Below are 21,822 nucleotides of genomic sequence, written 5' to 3'. Positions count from 1 at the left end.
AAAATGAAAAACTTACTTTATATATTGATGTCATTATTCCTGCTTACAGCTTGTGAGAAAGAGATTGACCTTGATCTGGAAGATAAAAGCGGAAATATTGTCATTGAAGGAAATATATCGGATCAGCCAGGTCCATATTATGTGAAAATTACAAAATCAGTTGCCTTTACCCAAAACAATGAATATCCTTTGATAGAAGATGCAATTGTAATTTTAAGTGATAATTCAGGGCAGACGGAAACTTTGCAATATATCGGAGCGGGAAGATACGAAACGACAAGTTTTGTAACTCAACCCGGCAAAACCTACACGATGAAAGTGACCGCAGAAGGAAAAGAATATACAGCTAAAAGCACCATGCCTTTGCCTGTATCACTGGATGATCTGCAGCAGGATTCTTTTATGATAGGAGGCGAAATTACCTATACGCTTTTGCCGATTTTTACAGATCCTTCGGCATTAGGAAACCGTTATCTTTTGAAATATTCAATCAATAACAGCTCTAAAAAAACATTCGAAATATTTTCTGATAATGTCAATAACGGAATGGTGAACCAAAGACCTTTAGTGCTTCCCAACGATGATGAAGATCCTGATGATCAGAAAGTTGTAATTGGCGACACCATTTATGTTGAGTTGCAATGTATTGATACCAATGTGTTTACTTATTATTCGTCTTTATTGCAGATTTCGGGAGGTGGTCCCGGCGGCAGCGTCACACCGTCGAATCCGCCAAGCAATATCAGCAATGGTGCTTTAGGATATTTTTCGGCGCATACATCGACTAAAAGGAATATTGTGATTCAATAATACATAATTGATTATCATTGATTTAAATTTAATTTAAGAAAAAATAAAAGTCGTTTATTGAGAAGAATATGATGTAAGTGAAATTCAGATATAATTTTGGGGTCGGCAAGATAGTTGTATAATAAAAAACCAAAACCAAATTTAATATGAATCAAAAGTTCAACACAGAATCTTCTAAAATAAATACTGAACATCAAACTGATATTTTTAAAAAAGATATTCTTAATGGTTTAAAAAGCAATCCTAAAAAGTTATCATCAAAATATTTTTACGACAAAGCGGGTGACCATCTTTTTCAGAAAATCATGTCGATGCCGGAATATTATCTCACCAATTGTGAGCTTGATATTTTCAAAAACAAAACAGCCGATATTGTCAGTCTTATTGCTTCAGAAAATGAGCCTTTTGATCTTATTGAGCTTGGCGCAGGCGACGCAATGAAATCTTCTTTTTTGCTTAAATATTTGACTGAAAAAAAAATTGATTTTACTTATATGCCGATTGATATTTCGGGCAATATCCTTTCTGTTTTAGATCAGAAACTGAAAAATAATATACCTGAACTGAACGTCATTGCTCTTGAAGGCGAATATTTTGAAATGCTCGATAAAGCATCATCTTTATCATCCAGAAAAAAAGTTGTTTTATTTTTAGGAGGAAATATCGGCAATATGGAATTGGATGAAGCCGCTGATTTTTGTTCGGAACTCAATAAAAAACTAAATTCTCAGGATATTGTTTTGATAGGTTTTGACTTAAAAAAGAATCCGCACACAATTCTGAATGCATACAACGATAAAAACGGGATTACAGCAGCATTCAACATTAATTTGCTTACACGGATCAATCGTGAACTGGAAGCGGATTTTGATCTTGAAAAATTTCAACATTTTCAGACGTACGATCCTGTAAACGGAGCTTGCAGAAGCTATCTCGTCAGCCTTGAAGATCAGGAAGTAAAAATTGATAATACAGCAATATATTTTTCCGAAAATGAACTGATCGATATGGAAGTTTCGCAAAAATTTTCGGAAAAAGACATAAAAAATCTTTCACAGCAATCCGGTTTTAACATCGCAGGCGAAATAAAAGATTCAAAAAACTGGTTTGTAGATTCTGTCTGGAAGAAATAATAAAAACTTAAAAAGATGACACCAAATCCAAAAATTGATTTAATAAAAAGATATACCAATATTCGCAATCGTTCCGTAAACATTTGTGCGCCGCTCGAAATTGAAGATTTTGTGGTGCAGCCCATCGTGGATGTAAGTCCTCCAAAATGGCATTTGGGCCACACGACATGGTTTTTCGAAACTTTTATTTTGCTTGAAAATTTTCCTGATTATAAAGTTTTTGATCCTCAATATAATTTTGTTTTCAACAGTTATTACGAAACTATTGGCGCAAGAGTGATCCGTACAGACCGCGGAAATCTGAGCCGGCCGTCTGTTTCTGATGTTTTTCGATACAGAAAATATGTTGATGAGCACATGCAGGCTTTTCTGCAAAGTGAATTTATGACCGAAACAATAAAACCTATATTGGAATTGGGCTTAAATCACGAGCAGCAGCATCAGGAATTATTATTGACAGACATAAAATATATTTTAGGACACAATCCTTTGTTTCCTGCTTATAAAAAAGAAAAGCCTTTATTAAAAGAAAAACCTTCAAATAATGAAATGATAAAGTTTTCCGAAGGTGCTTATGAAATTGGTTTTAAAGGAAATGATTTCTGTTTTGACAATGAGCTGGGAAGACACAAAGTATTTTTGCAGGATTTCGAAATAGCTGATCGGCTTGTGACGAATGCAGAATATTTAGAATTCATGGAAGATGAAAGTTACACAAATTTCAGGCACTGGCACGCCGACGGTTGGGATTGGGTAAAACAAAACGAAGCAAAATCTCCTTTATATTGGCATTTTATTGATGGAAAATGGATGAATTACACCTTAAATGGTTTGCAGGAATTAGATCTTAATGACGCTGTTTGTCATATTAATTTTTATGAAGCTTCCGCTTTTGCTTCCTGGAAAGGAATGCGTTTGCCAACCGAAGCCGAATGGGAAGTCGCCTCTGAAAAACTCTGTTGGGGAAACCGTTGGGAATGGACGGGAAGCGCTTATTTACCCTATCCGGGTTACAAAAAAGAAGCCGGAGCAGTTGGCGAATATAACGGGAAATTTATGATAAATCAGATGGTTTTGCGAGGTGCTTCGGAAGCAACTCCTCAAGGTCACAGCAGAAATACATACCGCAATTTTTTTCAGGCCAATCTCAAATGGCAATTTACAGGAATTCGATTAGCAAGATAAAATGAAATACAATTTTGACGAAATCATATCAAGAAAAAATACAGATTCTATAAAATGGAATTTGGCTGAAAACCATGATGTGCTGCCAATGTGGGTTGCCGATATGGATTTTAAAACTCCGCCTGAAATTATAAAAGCTCTTTCCGAAAAAGCATTGCAGGGAATTTTTGGTTATAGTTTTATTCCTGAAGATTTTTATAATGCGATTATTTACTGGTGGAAAATAAACTATCAATTTGACATTAAAAAAGACTGGATTTTGCACGTTCCGGGAACGATTCCTGCGATTTCGGCAATTATAAGAGCTTATCTTCAACCCGGCGAAAACATCATTATTCAACCGCCGGTTTACAATCATTTTTTTTATGCAATAGAAAATTGCGCCTGCAATGCAATAGAAAACAAGCTTATTCATGAAAATGGTGATTATCAGATCGATTTTCATGATTTAGAAATAAAAGCAAAAGATCCTAAAACTAAAATGCTTTTGATCTGCAATCCCCAAAATCCGGTCGGAAGAGTCTGGACAAGACAAGAATTGGAGAAAATTGTTTCAATATGTTTGCAACATAATTTAATTATTGTTTCAGACGAGATACATGCAGATTTGGTTTTTGAAAATTACCGGCATATTCCTTTGGCTTCCGTTGCGCAAACTTCTGATATTATTTCTTTTACTTGCGGATCGCCTTGCAAAACTTTTAATATTTCAGGATTGTCGGTTGCATATATTATTTCTGAAGATCCAAAATTTTTAAAACCTGTTGAAAAATTATTAGAAAAACAGGAAACAGCTACAATCAATCCTTTTGCAGTTGAAGCACTGATTACCGCCTACACACAAGGCAAAAGCTGGCTGGAAGAATTGAAAGATTACATTTATTCGAATTATCAATTTCTTAAAGATTTCTGTAAAGAAAATATGTCCGAAATAAAAGTTACGCCATTACAGGCAACGTATCTTGTCTGGCTGAATTGCAGTTCTTTAGATATTAAATCTGATGAATTTTCAAAATTATTACTCGAAGAAGAAAAACTCTGGCTGAATTCCGGAACGATGTATGGAGATTCCGGAGAAGGATTTTTAAGAATAAATATTGCCTGCCCGAAAGCTCTTTTGATTGAAGGCCTTAAAAAGCTTGAAAATGGATATAATAAAGTTTTAAACAAAAAAAACAGCCCCTAAAAAGGAGCCATTCAGTATTTTCTATTTTATCTTATTGTAAATGACCCGCGTAACGATCGCTCCAAAAAGGTAATAGCCGATTGTCATCAGTTTTTTTTGAGTAGTTTCTGCAACAGGATCTTCATTCAAACCTAACGATTTTGGAAGCGCAACAGCACCTATTCCCGCCAAAAGCCCGGAAGCCATATCGCTTTTAGTTGCTGTAGTTGCGTAATAGATTCCGTTGCTCACAATATCGCCAACTAAAGTCGCAGCATAAATATTGTCTTTTCCAGTAATGTTGATAGGAGTGTGGTCTGTGATTTTTAGGAGAGCTTCTTCGCCTAGTTTGTTGATTTCAGGGACGTTGTCGAAGTTTTTTCTTATGGTTTCGTGTAAAATGTTTAGTGCAATTGCACCTCCGAGACCTGCTAAAATTTTCTTGTACATAATATTTTGATTTATGGTTAATATTTAATGAAATAATAAAGTTGTAAGACTATTTATTTATAAATTTAACTTCCAAAATCAGACCATACAACGAAAATAGATTTAAATAAATTGATACTTTTTTTTAACAATCTCCTGATTATCTGATTGTAATCATAAACCACTTAACATAATATTTTGTATTTTAGCCAAACACCAAAATTAAAATATATGGAACGAATAAAGTTTTTTCAGGACGATGTACCGTTTCCGAACAATACCAAAAAATCGACGGGAAACGAAATTAATTTTAATGAAATCAAAAACTTCTTATCTGAAGTAGACAATTACAGTTTTGACCAAATCAAGCTGCGCAGAAAACCAAACCGTAATAAAATTGTGATTGATGTAGCGACCGGGATAAAATATCCTGCATACAATGAATTTATCAGTAAAATTCAAAAAAGTAAATACGGAAACTACTTTGACTTTTAAAAAAAATTGCCTTACTAAAGTAATTTTGGTATAGCAGTTGTAAAATAATTCAACACAAACCACACAAAAATATTATTATGGACAACACGAAAACAGTTTCAGTATTAAACGATTTACTGAACATTACCAACGACAGAATTGAAGGATTTTCTAAAGTTGAAGACAAAGTCTGGGAAACATATTCCGGATTGAGAGCAGACTACGATCGAATGGTTTCACAGTCTCAACAAATGAAATCCGAATTGATGCAGTTAATCACTGAGCACGGCGGTGAGCCTGATAATACAACATCAACAGCGGGAGCGGTTCACAGAACTTGGATTGATATTAAAAATTCCTTTTCAGGCGACAAAGACGAAGCTACTTTAGAAAATGTTGTGTTTGGGGAAAATGCAGCGATCAATGCTTATCAATCTGCTTTAGACAGCGGTGATCTTGATCCTGAAAGTTCAAGAGTAGTTCTGGATCAGTTGCATCATTTAAAAGCTTCTTACGAGAAATTCAGTAGTTTAGAAAACTTAAGCTAATCAAAAATTTAAGCTTTTTTGTTCTAAACAATTCAAATAACCAAATTATTAATTAAAAAATATAAACTATGGGAATTTTAGCATGGATAATTTTTGGACTTGTCGTTGGCGCAATCGCTAAACTTTTAATGCCTGGCGAACAGGGTGGCGGTTGGATCGTGACAATTATTTTAGGCATCATTGGTGCTTTAGTTGGAGGTTTCATTGCGGGAGCCTTGGGAATAGGAGATGACGGAAACCCTTGGGATTTCGGGACAATTGCTATTTCCGTAGTGGGTGCAATCATCGTCATTTTGATTTATGGCGCACTGACAAGAAGAAGATAATAAAAAATACGTAATTAAATAAACTTCGGATCTGAGAATTTCAGTCCGAAGTTTTTTATTGCCTGTTATGAAAGTCACTAATCTTTACACTTGGCGTATTTTTTGAAAGTACCATTTGAAATTATTACCATGCTTACACCTTTGTTTTTAAGTTTTAGTTGGGAAGAAGTTCTTTGGGGAGCAGAAGATATTTCTTTCCTTTTTGAAGTTGCTCTCCGAACGGTCATCATGTTTATTACCATTGTGATGGGGCTTCGTTTATTGGGCAAACGTGGAGTCAAACAAATGTCAATTTTTGAGTTGGTGGTCATTATAGGTTTGGGTTCTGCAGCTGGTGATCCGATGTTTTACAAAGAAGTCGGCATTATTTCATCAATAGTTGTTTTTATTATCATTATTTTGTTGTACAGCCTTCTAACCTATTTTATCGGAAGATTCAAAAAGTTCGAAAACCTGATTGAAGGAAAATCAGTTTATTTTATTAAAGACGGAATTTTTTCTATTGAAAATTTTAAAAAAGAAAATCTCGGCAGCGATGAATTTTTTTCAGAGCTTAGATTACGTGGCGTTTCGCATCTTGGCCAGGTAGAAGCAGCAATAGAAGAGCCATCCGGAGAAGTAAGTGTCTTCTTTTATGATAATGAAAATATAAAATACGGTTTACCAATCATGATAGATTCTTTGGATTCTCCGGTCACTTATATTGAAAAAGAAAATTATTATTCCTGTATATTTTGTGGTTATACCGAAAAAAAAGAAGTTGGATCCGCAGGAAAATGTGTTAGATGCAAAAAAAAGAATTGGGTAAAATCCAGCAATAAAAAAAGAATTGCATAAAATGTTTATGTTTATCAATTATAATAATAAAAATCCCCAGCTGTATAATAGTTGGGGATTTTTTTCATGTTAATACGAATGTAATAAGGTGTACTATTTTATCAACAAACATTATGCCTTAAGGTTTATAAAAAGAAAATAAATTTGTTTGATTGTGACCATAATCATAAATCCTTGTATAGATATTTTCTAGCTTTGAACAAGATAGTTTATTCAGATCCATATTCATTCTATCAATGTTTTTAGCTCAAATTCTTTCCCTCAGCAATGAGGGATTTTTTGTTTTTTCCTGGAATATTGAAACTTTTATGAAATTAAAATAATATCCCTGACTTATTAAAAAGCCAGGGATAATGTAAAAATATATATAATTTGATTTGGTAATAAGAATATTGATATTTAAATCAATGCTTCATTTTGAAATGGTCTTTTCATAGAAATATTCGTCTCTTTTCCGAATAAGCAAGACAATATATTCTGAAATTCGTGAATATATTTGCATCGGATGGTATTACCATAAATCTTCAGACCTTCGACAATTTTTCTTGAGCTCAGGTCTATATCATATTTAATAAAGTTTTCCGGTCTTTCGTACCGTATTCTGTGATCTGAACTATATGTTCTGGAAAAACCAAATCTTTCCAGCCAGTGTTCATCAATTTTAATAGGTTGGATAGCTTCTGCAGGAACAGAAAAGCTATGAAAATCGTTTTCAATTTTCACAAAGTAATCATGATTTTCATTTTGGAAAATTTCACTGATCGTATAAATCTGGTTTTCATATTTCACCAGATTTTTTATTTTTAAATCTGTAACGTTCATAATATTTAGTATATGGTTTGGTTAACATAATATTTACAAATATTATGCCTTACATGGCTTGTGTGGTATCCAAAATGTAAAAAATTTGTGTTTTTTAAAATTATTGATTTTAGAACATAATGCTTTTTTTATACTAAATTCAAAAGTTGCTTTTTAACTTAAAAAAATGGTTTAAAACGTGAAATATTGCGGTTCTTTATCTTCTTTTTTAAACTGATAAAAGAAATAAACATTCCAGAGAATCATTTCGTAACCATAAACGCTGTCTTCAATCGGAATTGTTAAGATTCTCAATCCTATAAATCTTTCAGGATTATAATTAACAATCGGGGAATCTAGTCCAGTTCCTGTAAGAATTCCATTTACTAAAAAGAATCCCGGAGTGAGTAATAAATAAATGAATGAAGCTTTCCCGATCCATTTTACTTTCAAAATAAAATAAAGCACAAAAATGCTTATCGCTGTTGTAAGAAACGTAATAAACGAATATAATTTATCATTAAAAATTATCGAAAGACAAACGAGAATAAGGATTGAAGTAATGACAAAAACTTTCTCAGGAAAAGGTTTCCAGTCGAGCTTGAAAAATTTATCCAAACAATAATAAGTAAAAATGCAAGAAAACGGAATACAAATAAAAAACAGCAATTCCTCAATCGGAAGCCCGAAAAGCCTTGCACCAATGAGATATTTATCGTTGAACCACCAAACGCCGATTTTGGTAAACCAAACATCCCACAAAATAAAAAAAACAGCAACGAATGAAGAAGCCATAATGAATGCTTTAAAGTGCCTGTCAAACCTTATTTTCTGATGAAAAGAAAACAAAAAACAGATGATTACCGTAAAAAAATTAATCAATAAATAAGTATATTCCCACATTGTTTACCGCTTATTTTTATTAAAATACATTTTAAAATATTTTACAGGAACCCACAAAAATCCGAAGCATTCTCCACGCTCTTTTCCAGTATGCTTATGATGCTGTTTGTGAGCACGTCTTATCGCCAGCAAATAAGGATTTTGCGTGTCCCGAAGAAACTTAAAACGCTGATGAATAAAGATATCATGCACAAAAAAATAAGCCATTCCGTATAATGTGATCCCAATGGAAATATAAAAGTAAAAATTAAAATTATTCACCGTTCCGTAATACATCAGAGCAATCGTTGGGATGGCAAAAATGGCAAAAAAGTAATCATTTCTTTCCAAATGGCCATCATTGCTGTGGTCGTGATGATCGCGGTGCAGCATCCATAAAAAACCATGCATGATGTATTTGTGAACCATCCAGGTGATCCCTTCCATAGTGAAAAAAGTGATGATTACGATCAACGCGTTCATAATGATTTATTTTTTCTGGTTAAATAATTTTCCCAAGACTTTGAAACGATAATCAAATATTTGTTCAAGCTTGTTTTTTACGATTATTTTATGTGCAATTTCGCCTAAAAACCCCATTGGAAGCTCGTAATAAACTGTATCTTTTATCAGAACACCTTTGTCATTCGGAATAAATTCGTGAAAATGATTCCAAAGTTTATAAGGTCCTTTTTTCTGAAAATCTGTGAAATTTTCAAGATAATTTACCTGAGTGATTTCCGTTTGCCAATTCATTTTTATCCCGAATAATGGCGAAACATAATAATCTATAATCATGCCCTGAAAAATCTTGTCATCTTCCAGCTTTGTTCTTACGATAAAATTCATCTCTTTCGGAGTGATTTTTGAAAGATTGTTTGCAGAAGAAAAGAATTTCCAGGCAGTTTCTAGATCGCAGAATAATTGTTGTTCACGCTTTAGCTGATGTATCATTATTGCTCTTTTAGGAATAAATTCTGTTTATAAATACGAAATTTTATATTGAAGATAACTGCTCATCATCAACGAAAACTTTTTTCCGTTTGATATTCTGATTCGCTGATTGATGATTTTGTGTGCTGAAGTTCTTTTTATTTTTCTGAATAATGAAACATAATAACGATACGCAAGATAAACTCCAAATCTTGCCGATCTCGGAAGTTTTTTGATGCCTTCCAATGCTTCTTGGAATTCCTGCTGAATTTCTCTCTCAATATTTGCTTTTACGCTGTTGTCGAAATAGCTTATATCAACATCCGGAAAATAACTGCGTCCTAAAATCTGATAATCATCTTTCATATCCCGAAGGAAATTTACTTTCTGAAAAGCAGAGCCTAATTTCATTGCTGAAGGCTTCAGCATTTCATATTGCTGCTTATTTCCGTCAACAAAAATCTGAAGACACATCAATCCGACCACTTCCGCAGAACCGAGAATATATTCTTTATATAAATCTGAATTGTAATCTATATCATGAAGATCCATTTCCATGCTGCTGAGAAATTGATTGATCAAATGAAAATCAATATCATATTGGTGAATCGTCTCCTGAAAAGCCTGAAGAATAGGATTGAGAGAAATTTTTTCCTCAAGCGCCTGATTCGTCTGTTCCCGAAAACGTGCAAGCAGAGTAGTACGATCGAAGCCATGAAAGCTGTCTACAATTTCATCTGCAAGACGTGCATAACCGTATATTGCATAGATAGAATTTCTGATTTTAGGTGATAAAGCCAAAATTCCCAATGAAAAACTCGTACTGTATTGTTTGGTCGTTTGTTTACTGATCTTGTAAGAAAGTTCGTCAAATAATTTTTTCATAATTTTCGTTATTTGGTGGCTTCGGTTGCTGCAATTTTTCCGGAAATGATTGATGGCGGAACTCCGGGTCCCGGAATGGTCAATTGGCCGGTATAAAATAAATTGCCTATTTTTTTGTTTTTTAATGAAGGTTTTAAAACAGCGGTTTGAGAAAGTGTATTGGCCAAACCGTAAGCATTTCCTTCATATGCGTTGTAATCTTCTTTAAAATCTTTGATACAATAGCTTCTTTTATATTCTATTTTAGAGATCAAATCAGATGTTTCTGTATGTTTTTCAAGCCTGGTCATCATTTCTTTAAAATAGCGTTCTCTTGTTTCTTCGTTGTCGTCAAGTCCCGTTGCAACTGGCATCAGCAGAAAAATATTTTCACAGTTTTCCGGAGCTACATTTTTGTCAGTTTTTGATGGACAACAAGCATAAAATAATGGTTTTGTCGGCCATTTTTTATTATCATAAATTTCTTCGGTATGAAGATTAAGATCATTTTCAAAAAACAATGTATGATGTTTCAAATTTGGAATTTTTTCTTTTATTCCTAAATAATAAATAAGACAAGACGGAGCAAAAATTCGTTTTTTCCAATAATTTTCGTTGTAATTTCTGTATTCTTCCGGAAGAAGGCTGTTTTCTGTGTGATGATAATCTGAAGAGGCAATCACGCAGTCAAATTCAATTTCTTTTCCGTTCACCGAAACTGCTGTTGCATTGGCATTGCAGATTTTGATTAAATCAATATTTGAATTAAGATAAATTTTCACGCCTTGATCTTTTGCAACTTCAGCCATTGCATCAATTATTTTGGAAAATCCGCCGATCGGATACCAGGTTCCAAGCTTGTAGCCGCCATAATTCATAAGGCTGTACAATGCAGGAATATCTTTTGGAGCTGCGCCGAGAAAAATAACAGGAAATTCCATGAGCATAATTAATTTTGGATCAGAAAAATATTTTCTTACAAACCTGTGGAAATTTGATAATAAATCAAGCTTAAAAGCACTTTTAGCAATTTTAGGAGAAACAAATTCAAACCATGAATGGCAAGGCTTGTTGACGAAGTCTTTCATCCCAACTTCATATTTATATTGTGCATCTTTCATGAAATCGTCCAGCTTTTTTCCGGCACCTTTTTCTGTTTGTTCAAAAAGAGCTTTCATTTCTTCATAATTATGCGGGATAGCCATTTTTCCATCCGAAAAAACCATTTCAAACTGAGGATCTAAAGGAACAAGCGTAAAATAATCTGAAGTTTTCTTGCCAAAATCTTCAAAAAACGATTCAATAATATCTGGCATCCAATACCAACTCGGTCCCATGTCAAATACATAGCCATTTTCTGTCGTAAATTTTCTAGCTCTTCCGCCCAGACTGCTGTTCTTTTCAAATAAATGTATTTCATGGCCTTTTTGCGCAGAATAGGCAGCGGCAGATAATCCTGAAAATCCTGATCCGATAATTGCTATTTTCTTTGCCATATTATTTTTTTTGAAATAAATATTCCTGATAAACGGTTTCTATCAGATCTTTGCTTTCAATATTGCGGTCGTAAATAGGATGATGAAACTGATCCAACTTATCCAAAAGGCGTATCAATTCCATTTTTTCAGAATCACTCAAGTTTCCGGCCACAATTTGAGTTGCCTGCCGAATTTTTTTCATTTGTTTATCCAAAGACTTTATGCCTTTTTCGGTGATTTTTAAAACTTTTGTTCTTTTATCTGCCAAAGAATCGTTTTGTTCAATCCATTTTTGGTTGATAAGACGATTGATGATCAGCATTCCGACAGATTTTTCGTGTACATTTTTTTTGATGAGCTCCATTTTGGTCATTTCACCGAATGCTTTAAGATTAATAAGATAAATAAAATCCTCCTGCGTAGAAAAATCAGAATCGGAAATGGCTGATTTAGAATAGGATTTTGCATACCTGTTGAGATGCACAAGCAATGTACTTATGACGCTTTCCGGTGTGCGGCCGTTTTCCTTGCCTTCCCATTTTAAAGGTTCAGAAATATACTTTTTTGATTCTAATTCTGTTTTGGTAATCCACTTCTTAAAGCCATCAATATCAGCTGAATAAACACCGTTTTTGTTGTGCAAATCAAAGTCTTCAACTAGGTTTATAACATCCTTAACTAATTTAAAATTCATCTTAGAAATAATTAAATGTATACAAATATACTTACTTTTGTATATATATGAACTATTATTTTTTATTTTAGTTTTTTTGCTTATTTAATTGTAATTCAACATTTAATATTGTTTTAAATGCATGTGATAAGATATTTTCAGTTGAGAAGGGTTTAATTTTTGCTGCAATATTTTTGAAAAATATTTTGACTTTGACTTAAATGAATTTCAAAAAAAGTATAACATTTTTTGATCTCTTGATTAGAGAGGTTTTAAATTGACAACATATTAAGCTATATTTAATGAAATTTATTTCTAAAGTTTGAAAATTATCAATATTAATTGCATATTGCAAAGTAAAATTATAGACAATGCCTAGAAAAGTTGTACAAGGTCCTATCAGGGATAAAGAAAAAACAAAACAAAAGCTGCTCAATGCAGTTGGTAAGATTCTGAAAACTAAAGGTTATTCCGGATTGATGGTAAGTAAAATTGCCGCTGTAGCCGGCTTCGATAAAAAATTGATCTATGAATATTTTGGAAGTACGGAAAAATTAATTGATGAATATATTAAATCTCAGGATTATTGGAGCAAAATAGACCAAAAAATGGATGTTGATCTTTCGGATGGTGGAAAAGAAATGTCCAAATTAGCTCTTCTTAATCAGTTTGAAGGTTTAAGAAAAAATAAAGAATTACAAAAAATTATTGTTTGGGAACTTTCCGAAAGCAAACCAATCTTAAAGAAACTTGTGGATCAGCGTGAGGAAGTTGGCGAAGAATTATTCAAAAATGTTACGGATCCTTATTTTGGTGATAAATCCGAGGAATACAGAGCAATTACGGCGCTACTTGTTTCGGGTATTTATCATCTCAATCTTTACACAGGCCACAACGGAACTACATTTTGCGGAATAGATCTGAAAAGTGATGAAGGAAGAAAGAAGATCGAAAAAGCAATTGTAGACATCATAGATTATGCGTATGATAAAAAGTAATACAACTTCAAAAAAACCATCATTACTTTATAATATTTGAAATTTTATACTTTCAGATTAAAACTATATTTCTTACTTTTGGGGTATGGAAAATTTTATAGTGTCTGCAAGGAAATACCGTCCGCAACAGTTTGATACCGTTGTTGGGCAATCCCATATTACAGATACTTTAGAACATGCGATCAGTGAAAATCAACTGGCTCAGGCTCTTCTTTTTTGTGGGCCTCGTGGCGTCGGTAAAACTACTTGCGCCAGAATTTTAGCCAGAAAAATCAACGAAAAAGACGGTTCGGTTTCAGAAGACGGTTTTGCGTATAATATTTATGAGCTTGATGCTGCTTCCAACAATTCGGTTGATGATATTCGTGAATTGATCGATCAGGTACGCTTTGCCCCGCAAGTCGGTCAATACAAAGTTTATATTATTGACGAGGTGCATATGTTGTCGTCTGCAGCTTTCAATGCTTTTTTGAAAACTTTGGAAGAACCGCCTGCACACGCTATTTTCATTTTGGCAACGACCGAAAAGCATAAAATTATTCCTACTATTTTATCGCGTTGTCAGATTTATGATTTTAAAAGAATTACGATTCTTGATATTCAGGATCATCTTAAAAACATTGCTGAAAAAGAAAATATTAAATATGAAGACGACGCTTTATATTTAATTGCCCAAAAGGCAGACGGCGCTTTAAGAGATGCACTTTCCATTTTCGACAGACTTTCTACGTTTTCACAAAAAAATATTACTTTAGCAAAAGCTGCCGAAGTGCTGAATATTTTAGATTACGATCAGTATCTTACGATTGTAGATTTAGCTAAAGAAAATAAAATTCCCGAAGTACTTTTTGCTTTCAACGAAATTGTAAAAAGAGGTTTTGATCCACATATTTTTATCGCTGGTCTTGGAAATCATTTCCGAGATTTAATGATGGCACAGAACGCATCAACTATTGATCTGATCGAAGTAGGCGAACAAACTAAAATAAAATATGTAGAACAGGCAAAAAAATGGAATGCCCAGCAGCTGATCGACGCTATTGAAATTTGCAACCATGCGGATATCAATTATAAAAACTCTAAAAATCCAAGACTTACAGTAGAAATCGGTCTGATGCAGCTTGCTTCTTTAACGGCTGCTGCTGATATTATTAAAAAAAAAAGTTTATAATATTAGCCCCTTTTCTTCATGAAAAGCAGGAAGTAAAACTAGAGGTAAAAGTTGTTGAGAAAGTAATAGAAATTTCTTCTGAACCTGAAAAAATTCTCGAACCTCCTGCGGAACTTACCATTAAAAAAGCTTCAAAACCATTATTAAGACCAAAGAATCCATCGGCTTTCAGCATCAATTCTTTACTCAACAAAGAAGAAAAACAAGAAGCTGAAGAAACGGCGGCCGCTGTTGATGAAAATCTTCCTCAACATCATTTTACAGAAACCGATCTGCAATCAGAATGGAACTTGTTGCTGAAAGGTTTTCGTACGAAAGATCCCGTTCTTTTTAATGCAATTAAAGGATTTAAACTTGCGAAAATTGACGAAATGACAATACAGGTTTCATATCCTTCGGATTCTGCAAAGGCTGAGTTTGACAAGATCAGCGGAGAGTTTTTCAACCATTTTAAACGTAAAGTAAACAATTACGCAATTGATTTTAAGTATAAAAAAGATCACGAAAATCTCAAAATTGAAGTGGTTACAAAAAAGAAAGTATTTGAGAAATTTGTAGAAATAAATCCTTTACTTAAAGATCTTGATGATTTAATGAAGTTTGATTTGTCATAATTTTTTATATATTTGCCAGATAATTAAAGTTAAAATAAAAATTTACAGGTAAAAAGTGGAAAAACAAATGATCCCTTTTCTGTTTTCTTCAAAAAACCTTTTCGGTTTTAGCCCCGCTTATATTTTAGGCGGTTATTTTAGCTTTTTGTTTACTTATCATAGAAATTTCAGAAACTATTACCGATTTTACTGGTATTGCTAACTGAATTTCTTTCTCAAAAAACAGGAAAATTACAACTCTTTCATTCCTGATTAAACATTACATTTTGTAGCATTTTTGAAAAAGAATTATAAAAATAAATTTATAATGAAAGAGCTATTAATGCAAATTTTAAAAAATTATTTCAATGAATTTAAAAGATTTAAAAAACGACTGGATTAATGAATTTTCGCAACCGATGATGATTGCGGGACCATGTAGCGCAGAAAGCGAAACACAAATGCTGGAAACAGCAAAAAGAATCAGAGAAACAAACGCCAATGTGCCAATTTTCCGTGCCGGAATCTGGAAACCTCGCACCAAACCCAATGGTTTTGAGGGAGTTGGAGTTATAGGATTAAACTGGTTAAAAAAAGTAAAAGAAGAATATGGCTTCAAAACAGCTACCGAAGTTGCTAATGCGCATCACGTTTCAGCGGCATTGGAAGCGGATGTAGATATTCTTTGGATCGGCGCTCGCTCCACGGTGAATCCTTTTACCGTTCAGGAAATTGCCGAAGCTTTGAAAGGAACTCAGAAGACAATTTTGGTTAAAAACCCTGTAAATCCGGATTTAGCATTGTGGATTGGTGCTTTAGAAAGGCTTTTGGGACAAGGTATTTACAATTTAGGAGTTATTCACAGAGGTTTTTCCACATATCAGAAGACAAAATACAGAAATAATCCTAATTGGCAGATTGCTCTAGATTTCAAAAGCCAGTTCCCCAATATTCCTATGCTTATCGATCCTTCCCACATTTGCGGGAACCGAACTGGCTTAGCAGACATTACGCAGGAAGCTTTAAATGTTGGTTACCAAGGCGCAATTATAGAATCACATTCCAATCCTGATGAAGCATGGAGTGATGCTTCGCAACAAATTACACCTGAAGTTTTAGCTGAATTGATTTCAAATCTGAAAGTTAGAAATTCAGGATTGGCAGGTTTTGATGGCGAAATGGGAAGACACAGAACTTTAATTTCAGATATTGACTTTCAAATGATAGAATTGCTTTCTCAAAGAATGAAGATTTCTGAAAAAATAGGAAAACTTAAAAAAGAGAATGACATTGCGATATTCCAGCCGGAAAGATGGAAAGTAATTACAGAATATGCCGTTCAGAAGGCAAAAGAAACAGGAATGTCTCAGGATTTTATAGAAAAAGTTTTTAAGGCAATTCACGAAGAATCTATTGAAGTGCAAAACAGTATTATGATAGAAAGATAAATTTAGAATAAGGTTTAAGGATTTAATCAATATCGAACTAAATCCTTTTACCTAAGCCCTAATTCCTTATATTTGTATTCAATAAAAATATGAAAGGAAAAATCATAAAATCTACAGGAAGTTGGTATCAGGTTTTGGAAATGGAAACCGATAAAATTTTCGAGGCAAGAATTCGCGGAAAATTCAAGCTGATAAAAACCAGACTGACCAATCCTCTTGCTGTGGGTGATTTTGTGGAATTTCAGCTGGAACAAGATGATGTTGCCTGGATTACGAAAATAGAACCTCGTAAGAATTATCTTATCCGAAAATCTGTAAATCTTTCAAAAGAAGCTCATATTATTGCTTCAAATATTGATTTGGCATGTTTTATTTTCACTTTAAAACATCCTGAAACATCTCTTGGTTTTTTAGACCGTTTTCTCGCTTGCTGCGAAGCTTACAACATTAAATCGCTCATACTTTTTAATAAAATTGATGTTCTGAATGATGAAGAAAAAGAGCTTGTAAAAGATATTCAGTTTCTTTATCAGGAAATAGGATACGACGGTCTGGAGATTTCGTCTTATTCTAAATTGAATCTTGATGAACTTCAGAACCTTTTAAAAGATCAGACTTCCGTATTTTTCGGACATTCCGGATGTGGAAAGTCTACGTTGGTAAATGCTTTACAGCCCGGCCTCAACCTTAAGACTTCTGAAATATCTGATACACATTTAAAAGGAAAGCATACGACAACCTTTGCTCAAATGCATTTTTGGGATTTTGGAGGATATGTTATCGACACGCCGGGAGTGAGAGAATTTGCGATGATTGATATTCAAAAAGAAGAAGTTCAGCATTATTTTCCTGAAATTTTCAGGAAGCGTGAAGAATGTAAGTTTCACAACTGCCTTCATATCAATGAGCCAAAATGCGCTGTTTTAGATTCTTTGGAAACAGGCGAAATACAATATTCACGATATTCTACTTACATCAAATTGATGGAAGAAGCGGAAGAAAATTTCCAAATATAATTTCTATTCATCATTTTCGTAAAATTTGTAATTCTATTTTAAATATAAATCAATAATAATTGTTTATTAATGATAATTTTGTAATGATTATTTTGTGGAAATCTAGGATTTATGGTTAAAAATTAGATAATAAAAAACCCAGCCGAAGCTGGGTAAAAACTAATAACCATGAAAACTCAAATTAAACATGAGAATCGAAATAATAATTACAATTTGCATGCCAATAAATCTATATAATTTCTTAATAAAAGTTATTTTATGTTAAAGTTAATTTAAAATGATTTTTTGGATATTTTTCGTAATTTTGTGGCATTAAAAAATAAATACATTATGTCTAACATTACATTCACTATGATTAAGCCTGATGCAGTTGCAGATGGACATATCGGTGCAATTTTAGGAAAAATTTCTGAAGGAGGTTTTAAAATTAAAGCTTTGAAATTGACTCAGCTTACTGTTGCCGATGCAAAAAAATTCTATGAAGTACATGCTGAAAGACCATTTTATGGAGAATTGGTAGAATTCATGAGTTCAGGACCGATCGTTGCTGCGGTTTTGGAAAAAGATAATGCAGTTGAGGATTTCAGAACATTAATCGGAGCTACAAACCCGGCTGAAGCTGCGGAAGGTACGGTCAGAAAAATGTTTGCAAGAAGTATTGGCGAAAATGCTGTGCATGGTTCAGATTCTAATGAGAATGCGCTTATTGAAGCTCAATTTCATTTTTCAGGAAGAGAAATTTTCTAGTTAAAACTTCTGTAAAAAATAAAAAATCCAGAGATTTCTCTGGATTTTTGTTTTATGCTATTTGTCATTCAATCCATTTTAAATTATTAATTTCACAGAAATTTTTTATCACAAAATAACTATGAAAATGATAACAATACTTCTAATTGTCACGGCAGTTCTGACTGCATTAATAGCGGGACTTTTTTATGCTTACTCTTGTTCGGTGGTTTTAGGTTTAGGGAAATTATCAGACCTAGAATATCTGAAATCGATGCAATCGATCAATAGGGAAATTCTAAATCCTGTATTTTTCATAAGTTTTATGGGAACTGCAGCTTTGTTACCCGTTTCCACATTTATTTATCGGGGACAAAATCCTGTTTTCATCTTACTTCTTTTGGCATCGATTGCTTATCTGATAGGCGTGTTTGGTGTTACCGTTGTTGGCAATGTACCGCTCAATGATCAGCTGGACAAGTTTGACATCGCCAATTCTAGCGGAGAAAGCATTAAAAAGATGCGTGATATATTCGAGAATCGTTGGAATTTTCTGAATAATGTAAGAACTTTCTTTTCTGTGATAAGTGTTACTTTGGTTATATGTGCCTGTTTATGGAATAAAATTGAATAGAATACTTTCTAATTTAGTTTATTAGAATTGAAAATAAAACTAAATAACCATCATAAGCTCAATTTGTTAAATAAAAAAGACAGCTCAAAAAAAGCTGCCTTTTACTTTTGAAAATTATATAAATTAAATTTTTAATAAATCTATCGTTCTTTCAGGACTTTCCGAAGAGAAGACAGCATTTCCTGCAACCAAAACATCAGCTCCGGCTTCGAAAAGCTTGGAAGCATTGTCAAGGTTTACGCCGCCGTCAATTTCAATTAAAGCTGTAGAGTTATTGCTTAAAATTAAATCTTTAGTTTCGGCAATTTTTTTATAAGTGTTTTCTATAAATTTTTGCCCGCCAAATCCTGGATTTACGCTCATTAATAAAACCAAATCCACATCCGCAATAATGTCTTCAAGCATTAAAACCGGTGTTGAAGGATTTAAAACGACACCCGCTTTTGCACCTTTACTTTGAATAAGGTTGATTGTTCTGTGCAGATGAGTACATGCTTCGTAATGTACAGAAACCAGATCTGCGCCGTAATCTATAAATTCTTCTACATATTTTTCAGGCTCAACTATCATCAAATGCACGTCTACAAACTTTTTGGCGTGTTTCTGAATGGTTTTCATTACCGGAAAACCGAACGAAATGTTGGGAACAAATCTGCCGTCCATCACATCAATATGCAGCCAGTCGGCTTGCGAATTGTTCAGCATTTCAATGTCTCTTTGCAGATTCCCAAAGTCTGCGGATAAAAGGGAAGGAGCAATTAGCTTCGTTTTCATTTTTACTTTTCTATTTAGATTTTAGAAGTTAGAAATTAGAAATTAGATTAATACTAACTTCTAAAATCTAATTTCTAACTTCTTTTCTTAATGATATTTCAGTTTCATTTCCGTCTGAATTTTCAAAAGAGTTTCGTAGATTAATTTAATAACATTTCCGACATCTGCTTTCGAAACCATTTCCACCGTTGTATGCATGTAGCGCAAAGGTAAGGAAATCAAAGCACTTGGCACACCACCGTTTGAATGGGCAAAAGCATCTGTATCTGTGCCTGTTGCCCGGCTTGCGGCAGCTCTTTGGAAAGGTATTTTTTTAGTTTTTGCGGTATCAATAATCAATTCTCTGATAATATGATGTACACTTGGCGCAAAGAAAACGACAGGTCCGTCTCCGCATTTTTGATCGCCTTCTTTTTTCTTTTCAATCATTGGAGTTGTCGTGTCGTGAGTGACATCTGTAACGATGGCAATATTTGGTTTTATGGTATCTGCAATCATATCTGCACCATATAAACCGACTTCTTCCTGTACAGAATTGGTAATATATAAACCAAAAGGAAGCGATTTTTTGTTTTCTTTTAAAAGTCTTGCAACTTCAGCAATCATAAATCCGCCGATTCTGTTGTCTAAAGCTCTGCAAACGAAATATCGGTCATTCATTTCAAAAAACTCATCAGGATAAGTAATCATACATCCTACAAAAATTCCAAGATCTTCAACTTCCTGTTTTGATGTTGCCCCGCAATCGATGAAAATGTTTTCAATTTTAGGAGTTGGTTCATTTTTATCGGAATTTCTTGTGTGAATTGCCGGCCAGCCGAAAACTCCCTTTACAATTCCTTTTTCACCATGAATGTTTACTACTTTTGACGGCGCGATCGTTTGATCTGAACCTCCGTTTCTGATGACATAAATCAATCCGTCGTCGGTAATATAGTTTACATACCAGGAAATTTCATCGGCATGTGCTTCGATTACCACTTTAAATTCAGCCTCGGGATTGATAATTCCGTAGCAGGTTCCGTAATGATCTACTTCTACTTTATCCACAAATGGAGTTATATAATCCATCCAAACTTCCTGGCCTTTGTGTTCATATCCGGTTGGAGATGATGTATTTAAATATTTCTCTAAAAATTTCAAAGATTTCTTATCAAATTTCATATAAAGGAATGATTTTTGTTTTTCAGTTTTGTTATAATACATGTAAAAATAATGAAATTAAATAAAATTGCCTTTCTTTTTATACTCTTTTTTGGGATTGGGATTTTTGGACAGGAAAGAGATTCTGTTATTGCAAAGCCTTTAAGCCAATATCCTCAGGAAGATTTGAAGGTTGATGAATTTGGTAATAGATATTATTATGACGAAAGACAAAAGGCCAAAATCTATGAAATGAACGGCGAGACCGTCGTTGTAATGGATGAATTGGTGCTACTGAATAAGCCGAGATTTAATAATCAACTTGATAAAAATTATTATTTCTTTCTCAATAAAAAATTATACAGAGTTTATCCGCTTTTTCTTACAGCTTTGCAGCAATACAGAGATATACAGAAAGAAATGACTAATTTGGATACTGCTGCAAAAAGGAAATATATTAAAGACAGACAAAATATGCTTGCTGATCAGTATGAAAAGCAGTTAAGAGATTTAACGACGACAGAAGGTCAGGTTTTTGCAAAATTAATGAATAGGGCGACCGGAAAAAATGTTTTTGAAATTATTAAAGAAATGCGTGGAGGATGGAGCGCATTTTGGTGGAATGTAAAAGGAAAAATGGCAGATATAGATTTGAAAGATCAATATAATCCGTACCGAAACCGAACGGACGAGTTTTTGGAATCACTTTTACAGTCAAACTGGAATTCAGGTTATTTGCAGCCTTATCCCGGAGCAAAAGATTTCAAAGTTTCAAAATAAA

Annotated in this window: 27 protein-coding genes; 16 read left to right on the top strand and 11 right to left on the bottom strand. The window is 33.5% G+C overall.

What is annotated here, in order from left to right:
- Positions 1-3: 3 nt before the first annotated feature.
- From AC6CHK_RS07870 to AC6CHK_RS07855, 4 genes are all read left to right on the top strand, one after another.
- A complete protein-coding gene (locus AC6CHK_RS07870; protein WP_498095086.1) occupies positions 4-810 on the top strand; it encodes a DUF4249 domain-containing protein in 807 nt (268 codons plus the stop codon).
- 146 nt (positions 811-956) lie between these two features.
- The gene (locus AC6CHK_RS07865) at positions 957-1,943 is read left to right on the top strand and encodes an L-histidine N(alpha)-methyltransferase (RefSeq protein ID WP_498095085.1); all 987 of its coding nucleotides are present in this window, start codon (positions 957-959) and stop codon (positions 1,941-1,943) included.
- A gap of 15 nt (positions 1,944-1,958) precedes the next feature.
- Positions 1,959-3,128 (top strand): ergothioneine biosynthesis protein EgtB, encoded by a 1,170-nt coding sequence (gene egtB / locus AC6CHK_RS07860; RefSeq protein ID WP_498095084.1) that lies wholly within the window; start codon positions 1,959-1,961, stop codon positions 3,126-3,128.
- A gap of 1 nt (position 3,129) precedes the next feature.
- On the top strand, positions 3,130-4,314 hold the full coding sequence (locus tag AC6CHK_RS07855; RefSeq protein ID WP_498095083.1) for a MalY/PatB family protein: 1,185 nt from the start codon (positions 3,130-3,132) through the stop codon (positions 4,312-4,314).
- Between the two features lie 21 nt (positions 4,315-4,335).
- On the opposite strand, the gene AC6CHK_RS07850 is transcribed toward AC6CHK_RS07855, so the two are convergent.
- The gene (locus AC6CHK_RS07850) at positions 4,336-4,743 is read right to left on the bottom strand and encodes a hypothetical protein (protein WP_498095082.1); all 408 of its coding nucleotides are present in this window, start codon (positions 4,741-4,743) and stop codon (positions 4,336-4,338) included.
- A gap of 210 nt (positions 4,744-4,953) precedes the next feature.
- Here AC6CHK_RS07850 and AC6CHK_RS07845 point away from each other — a divergent pair, with 210 nt between their 5' ends.
- The 4 genes from AC6CHK_RS07845 to AC6CHK_RS07830 all read left to right on the top strand — a co-directional run bounded on the left by AC6CHK_RS07845 (position 4,954) and on the right by AC6CHK_RS07830 (position 6,907).
- Positions 4,954-5,217 (top strand): hypothetical protein, encoded by a 264-nt coding sequence (locus AC6CHK_RS07845; RefSeq protein WP_498095081.1) that lies wholly within the window; start codon positions 4,954-4,956, stop codon positions 5,215-5,217.
- A 77-nt stretch (positions 5,218-5,294) separates the two neighbouring features.
- The gene (locus tag AC6CHK_RS07840) at positions 5,295-5,744 is read left to right on the top strand and encodes a ferritin-like domain-containing protein (protein ID WP_498095080.1); all 450 of its coding nucleotides are present in this window, start codon (positions 5,295-5,297) and stop codon (positions 5,742-5,744) included.
- 68 nt (positions 5,745-5,812) lie between these two features.
- Positions 5,813-6,070 carry a GlsB/YeaQ/YmgE family stress response membrane protein gene (locus tag AC6CHK_RS07835; protein ID WP_498095079.1) on the top strand — a complete coding sequence of 86 codons (258 nt, stop codon included), beginning with the start codon at positions 5,813-5,815 and terminating at the stop codon, positions 6,068-6,070.
- Positions 6,071-6,172: 102 nt separating this feature from the next.
- On the top strand, positions 6,173-6,907 hold the full coding sequence (locus AC6CHK_RS07830; protein WP_498095078.1) for a DUF421 domain-containing protein: 735 nt from the start codon (positions 6,173-6,175) through the stop codon (positions 6,905-6,907).
- Positions 6,908-7,306: 399 nt separating this feature from the next.
- On the opposite strand, the gene AC6CHK_RS07825 is transcribed toward AC6CHK_RS07830, so the two are convergent.
- From AC6CHK_RS07825 to AC6CHK_RS07795, 7 genes are all read right to left on the bottom strand, one after another.
- Positions 7,307-7,729 carry a hypothetical protein gene (locus AC6CHK_RS07825; RefSeq protein WP_498095077.1) on the bottom strand — a complete coding sequence of 141 codons (423 nt, stop codon included), beginning with the start codon at positions 7,727-7,729 and terminating at the stop codon, positions 7,307-7,309.
- A 171-nt stretch (positions 7,730-7,900) separates the two neighbouring features.
- Complete coding sequence (locus tag AC6CHK_RS07820; RefSeq protein WP_498095076.1) at positions 7,901-8,611, bottom strand: lycopene cyclase domain-containing protein; 711 nt, start codon at positions 8,609-8,611, stop codon at positions 7,901-7,903.
- A gap of 3 nt (positions 8,612-8,614) precedes the next feature.
- The gene (locus tag AC6CHK_RS07815; RefSeq protein ID WP_498095075.1) at positions 8,615-9,073 is read right to left on the bottom strand and encodes a sterol desaturase family protein; all 459 of its coding nucleotides are present in this window, start codon (positions 9,071-9,073) and stop codon (positions 8,615-8,617) included.
- Positions 9,074-9,079: 6 nt separating this feature from the next.
- Positions 9,080-9,544, bottom strand: a complete 465-nt coding sequence (locus AC6CHK_RS07810; protein ID WP_498095074.1) for an SRPBCC family protein — start codon at positions 9,542-9,544, stop codon at positions 9,080-9,082.
- A gap of 27 nt (positions 9,545-9,571) precedes the next feature.
- Positions 9,572-10,408: a phytoene/squalene synthase family protein gene (locus AC6CHK_RS07805; protein WP_498095073.1), complete on the bottom strand. Its 837-nt coding sequence runs from the start codon at positions 10,406-10,408 to the stop codon at positions 9,572-9,574.
- A gap of 8 nt (positions 10,409-10,416) precedes the next feature.
- Positions 10,417-11,883 carry a bifunctional phytoene desaturase/3,4-desaturase gene (gene crtID, locus AC6CHK_RS07800; RefSeq protein WP_498095072.1) on the bottom strand — a complete coding sequence of 489 codons (1,467 nt, stop codon included), beginning with the start codon at positions 11,881-11,883 and terminating at the stop codon, positions 10,417-10,419.
- A gap of 1 nt (position 11,884) precedes the next feature.
- Complete coding sequence (locus AC6CHK_RS07795; RefSeq protein WP_498095071.1) at positions 11,885-12,559, bottom strand: MarR family winged helix-turn-helix transcriptional regulator; 675 nt, start codon at positions 12,557-12,559, stop codon at positions 11,885-11,887.
- Between the two features lie 350 nt (positions 12,560-12,909).
- Here AC6CHK_RS07795 and AC6CHK_RS07790 point away from each other — a divergent pair, with 350 nt between their 5' ends.
- Together AC6CHK_RS07790 and dnaX are read left to right on the top strand one after the other, a co-directional pair.
- Positions 12,910-13,536 (top strand): TetR/AcrR family transcriptional regulator, encoded by a 627-nt coding sequence (locus AC6CHK_RS07790; RefSeq protein ID WP_498095070.1) that lies wholly within the window; start codon positions 12,910-12,912, stop codon positions 13,534-13,536.
- An 85-nt stretch (positions 13,537-13,621) separates the two neighbouring features.
- Positions 13,622-14,707, top strand: a complete 1,086-nt coding sequence (gene dnaX / locus AC6CHK_RS07785; protein WP_498095069.1) for a DNA polymerase III subunit gamma/tau — start codon at positions 13,622-13,624, stop codon at positions 14,705-14,707.
- Between the two features lie 16 nt (positions 14,708-14,723).
- Here the strand turns inward: dnaX and AC6CHK_RS07780 are convergent, their stop codons facing one another.
- Positions 14,724-14,882, bottom strand: coding sequence for a hypothetical protein (locus tag AC6CHK_RS07780; protein WP_498095068.1), 159 nt, complete (start codon positions 14,880-14,882; stop codon positions 14,724-14,726).
- Positions 14,883-15,000: 118 nt separating this feature from the next.
- Between AC6CHK_RS07780 and AC6CHK_RS07775 the strand changes: the two genes are divergently transcribed.
- From AC6CHK_RS07775 to chrI, 5 genes are all read left to right on the top strand, one after another.
- Positions 15,001-15,321 carry a DUF8439 domain-containing protein gene (locus AC6CHK_RS07775; protein WP_498095067.1) on the top strand — a complete coding sequence of 107 codons (321 nt, stop codon included), beginning with the start codon at positions 15,001-15,003 and terminating at the stop codon, positions 15,319-15,321.
- Between the two features lie 347 nt (positions 15,322-15,668).
- Positions 15,669-16,748, top strand: a complete 1,080-nt coding sequence (locus AC6CHK_RS07770) for a chorismate mutase (RefSeq protein WP_498095066.1) — start codon at positions 15,669-15,671, stop codon at positions 16,746-16,748.
- A gap of 89 nt (positions 16,749-16,837) precedes the next feature.
- Positions 16,838-17,764 carry a ribosome small subunit-dependent GTPase A gene (rsgA, locus tag AC6CHK_RS07765; protein WP_498095065.1) on the top strand — a complete coding sequence of 309 codons (927 nt, stop codon included), beginning with the start codon at positions 16,838-16,840 and terminating at the stop codon, positions 17,762-17,764.
- A gap of 327 nt (positions 17,765-18,091) precedes the next feature.
- The gene (locus tag AC6CHK_RS07760; RefSeq protein ID WP_498095125.1) at positions 18,092-18,511 is read left to right on the top strand and encodes a nucleoside-diphosphate kinase; all 420 of its coding nucleotides are present in this window, start codon (positions 18,092-18,094) and stop codon (positions 18,509-18,511) included.
- A gap of 127 nt (positions 18,512-18,638) precedes the next feature.
- The gene (chrI, locus tag AC6CHK_RS07755; RefSeq protein ID WP_498095064.1) at positions 18,639-19,124 is read left to right on the top strand and encodes a chryseobasin maturation helper ChrI; all 486 of its coding nucleotides are present in this window, start codon (positions 18,639-18,641) and stop codon (positions 19,122-19,124) included.
- 123 nt (positions 19,125-19,247) lie between these two features.
- On the opposite strand, the gene rpe is transcribed toward chrI, so the two are convergent.
- Together rpe and chrP are read right to left on the bottom strand one after the other, a co-directional pair.
- On the bottom strand, positions 19,248-19,898 hold the full coding sequence (gene rpe, locus AC6CHK_RS07750) for a ribulose-phosphate 3-epimerase (RefSeq protein ID WP_498095063.1): 651 nt from the start codon (positions 19,896-19,898) through the stop codon (positions 19,248-19,250).
- An 87-nt stretch (positions 19,899-19,985) separates the two neighbouring features.
- Entirely contained in the window at positions 19,986-21,062 is a 1,077-nt protein-coding gene (gene chrP, locus AC6CHK_RS07745; protein ID WP_498095062.1) for a chryseobasin maturation metalloprotease ChrP, read from the bottom strand.
- A 51-nt stretch (positions 21,063-21,113) separates the two neighbouring features.
- Here chrP and AC6CHK_RS07740 point away from each other — a divergent pair, with 51 nt between their 5' ends.
- The gene (locus AC6CHK_RS07740; protein WP_498095061.1) at positions 21,114-21,821 is read left to right on the top strand and encodes a DUF4294 domain-containing protein; all 708 of its coding nucleotides are present in this window, start codon (positions 21,114-21,116) and stop codon (positions 21,819-21,821) included.
- The last annotated feature ends 1 nt before the right edge of the window (position 21,822 follow it).

The organism is Chryseobacterium sp. GQ58, from assembly GCF_059758895.1.
The sequence above is the reverse complement of the archived record's forward strand: the minus strand, read 5'-3'. Positions and strand labels throughout refer to the sequence as shown.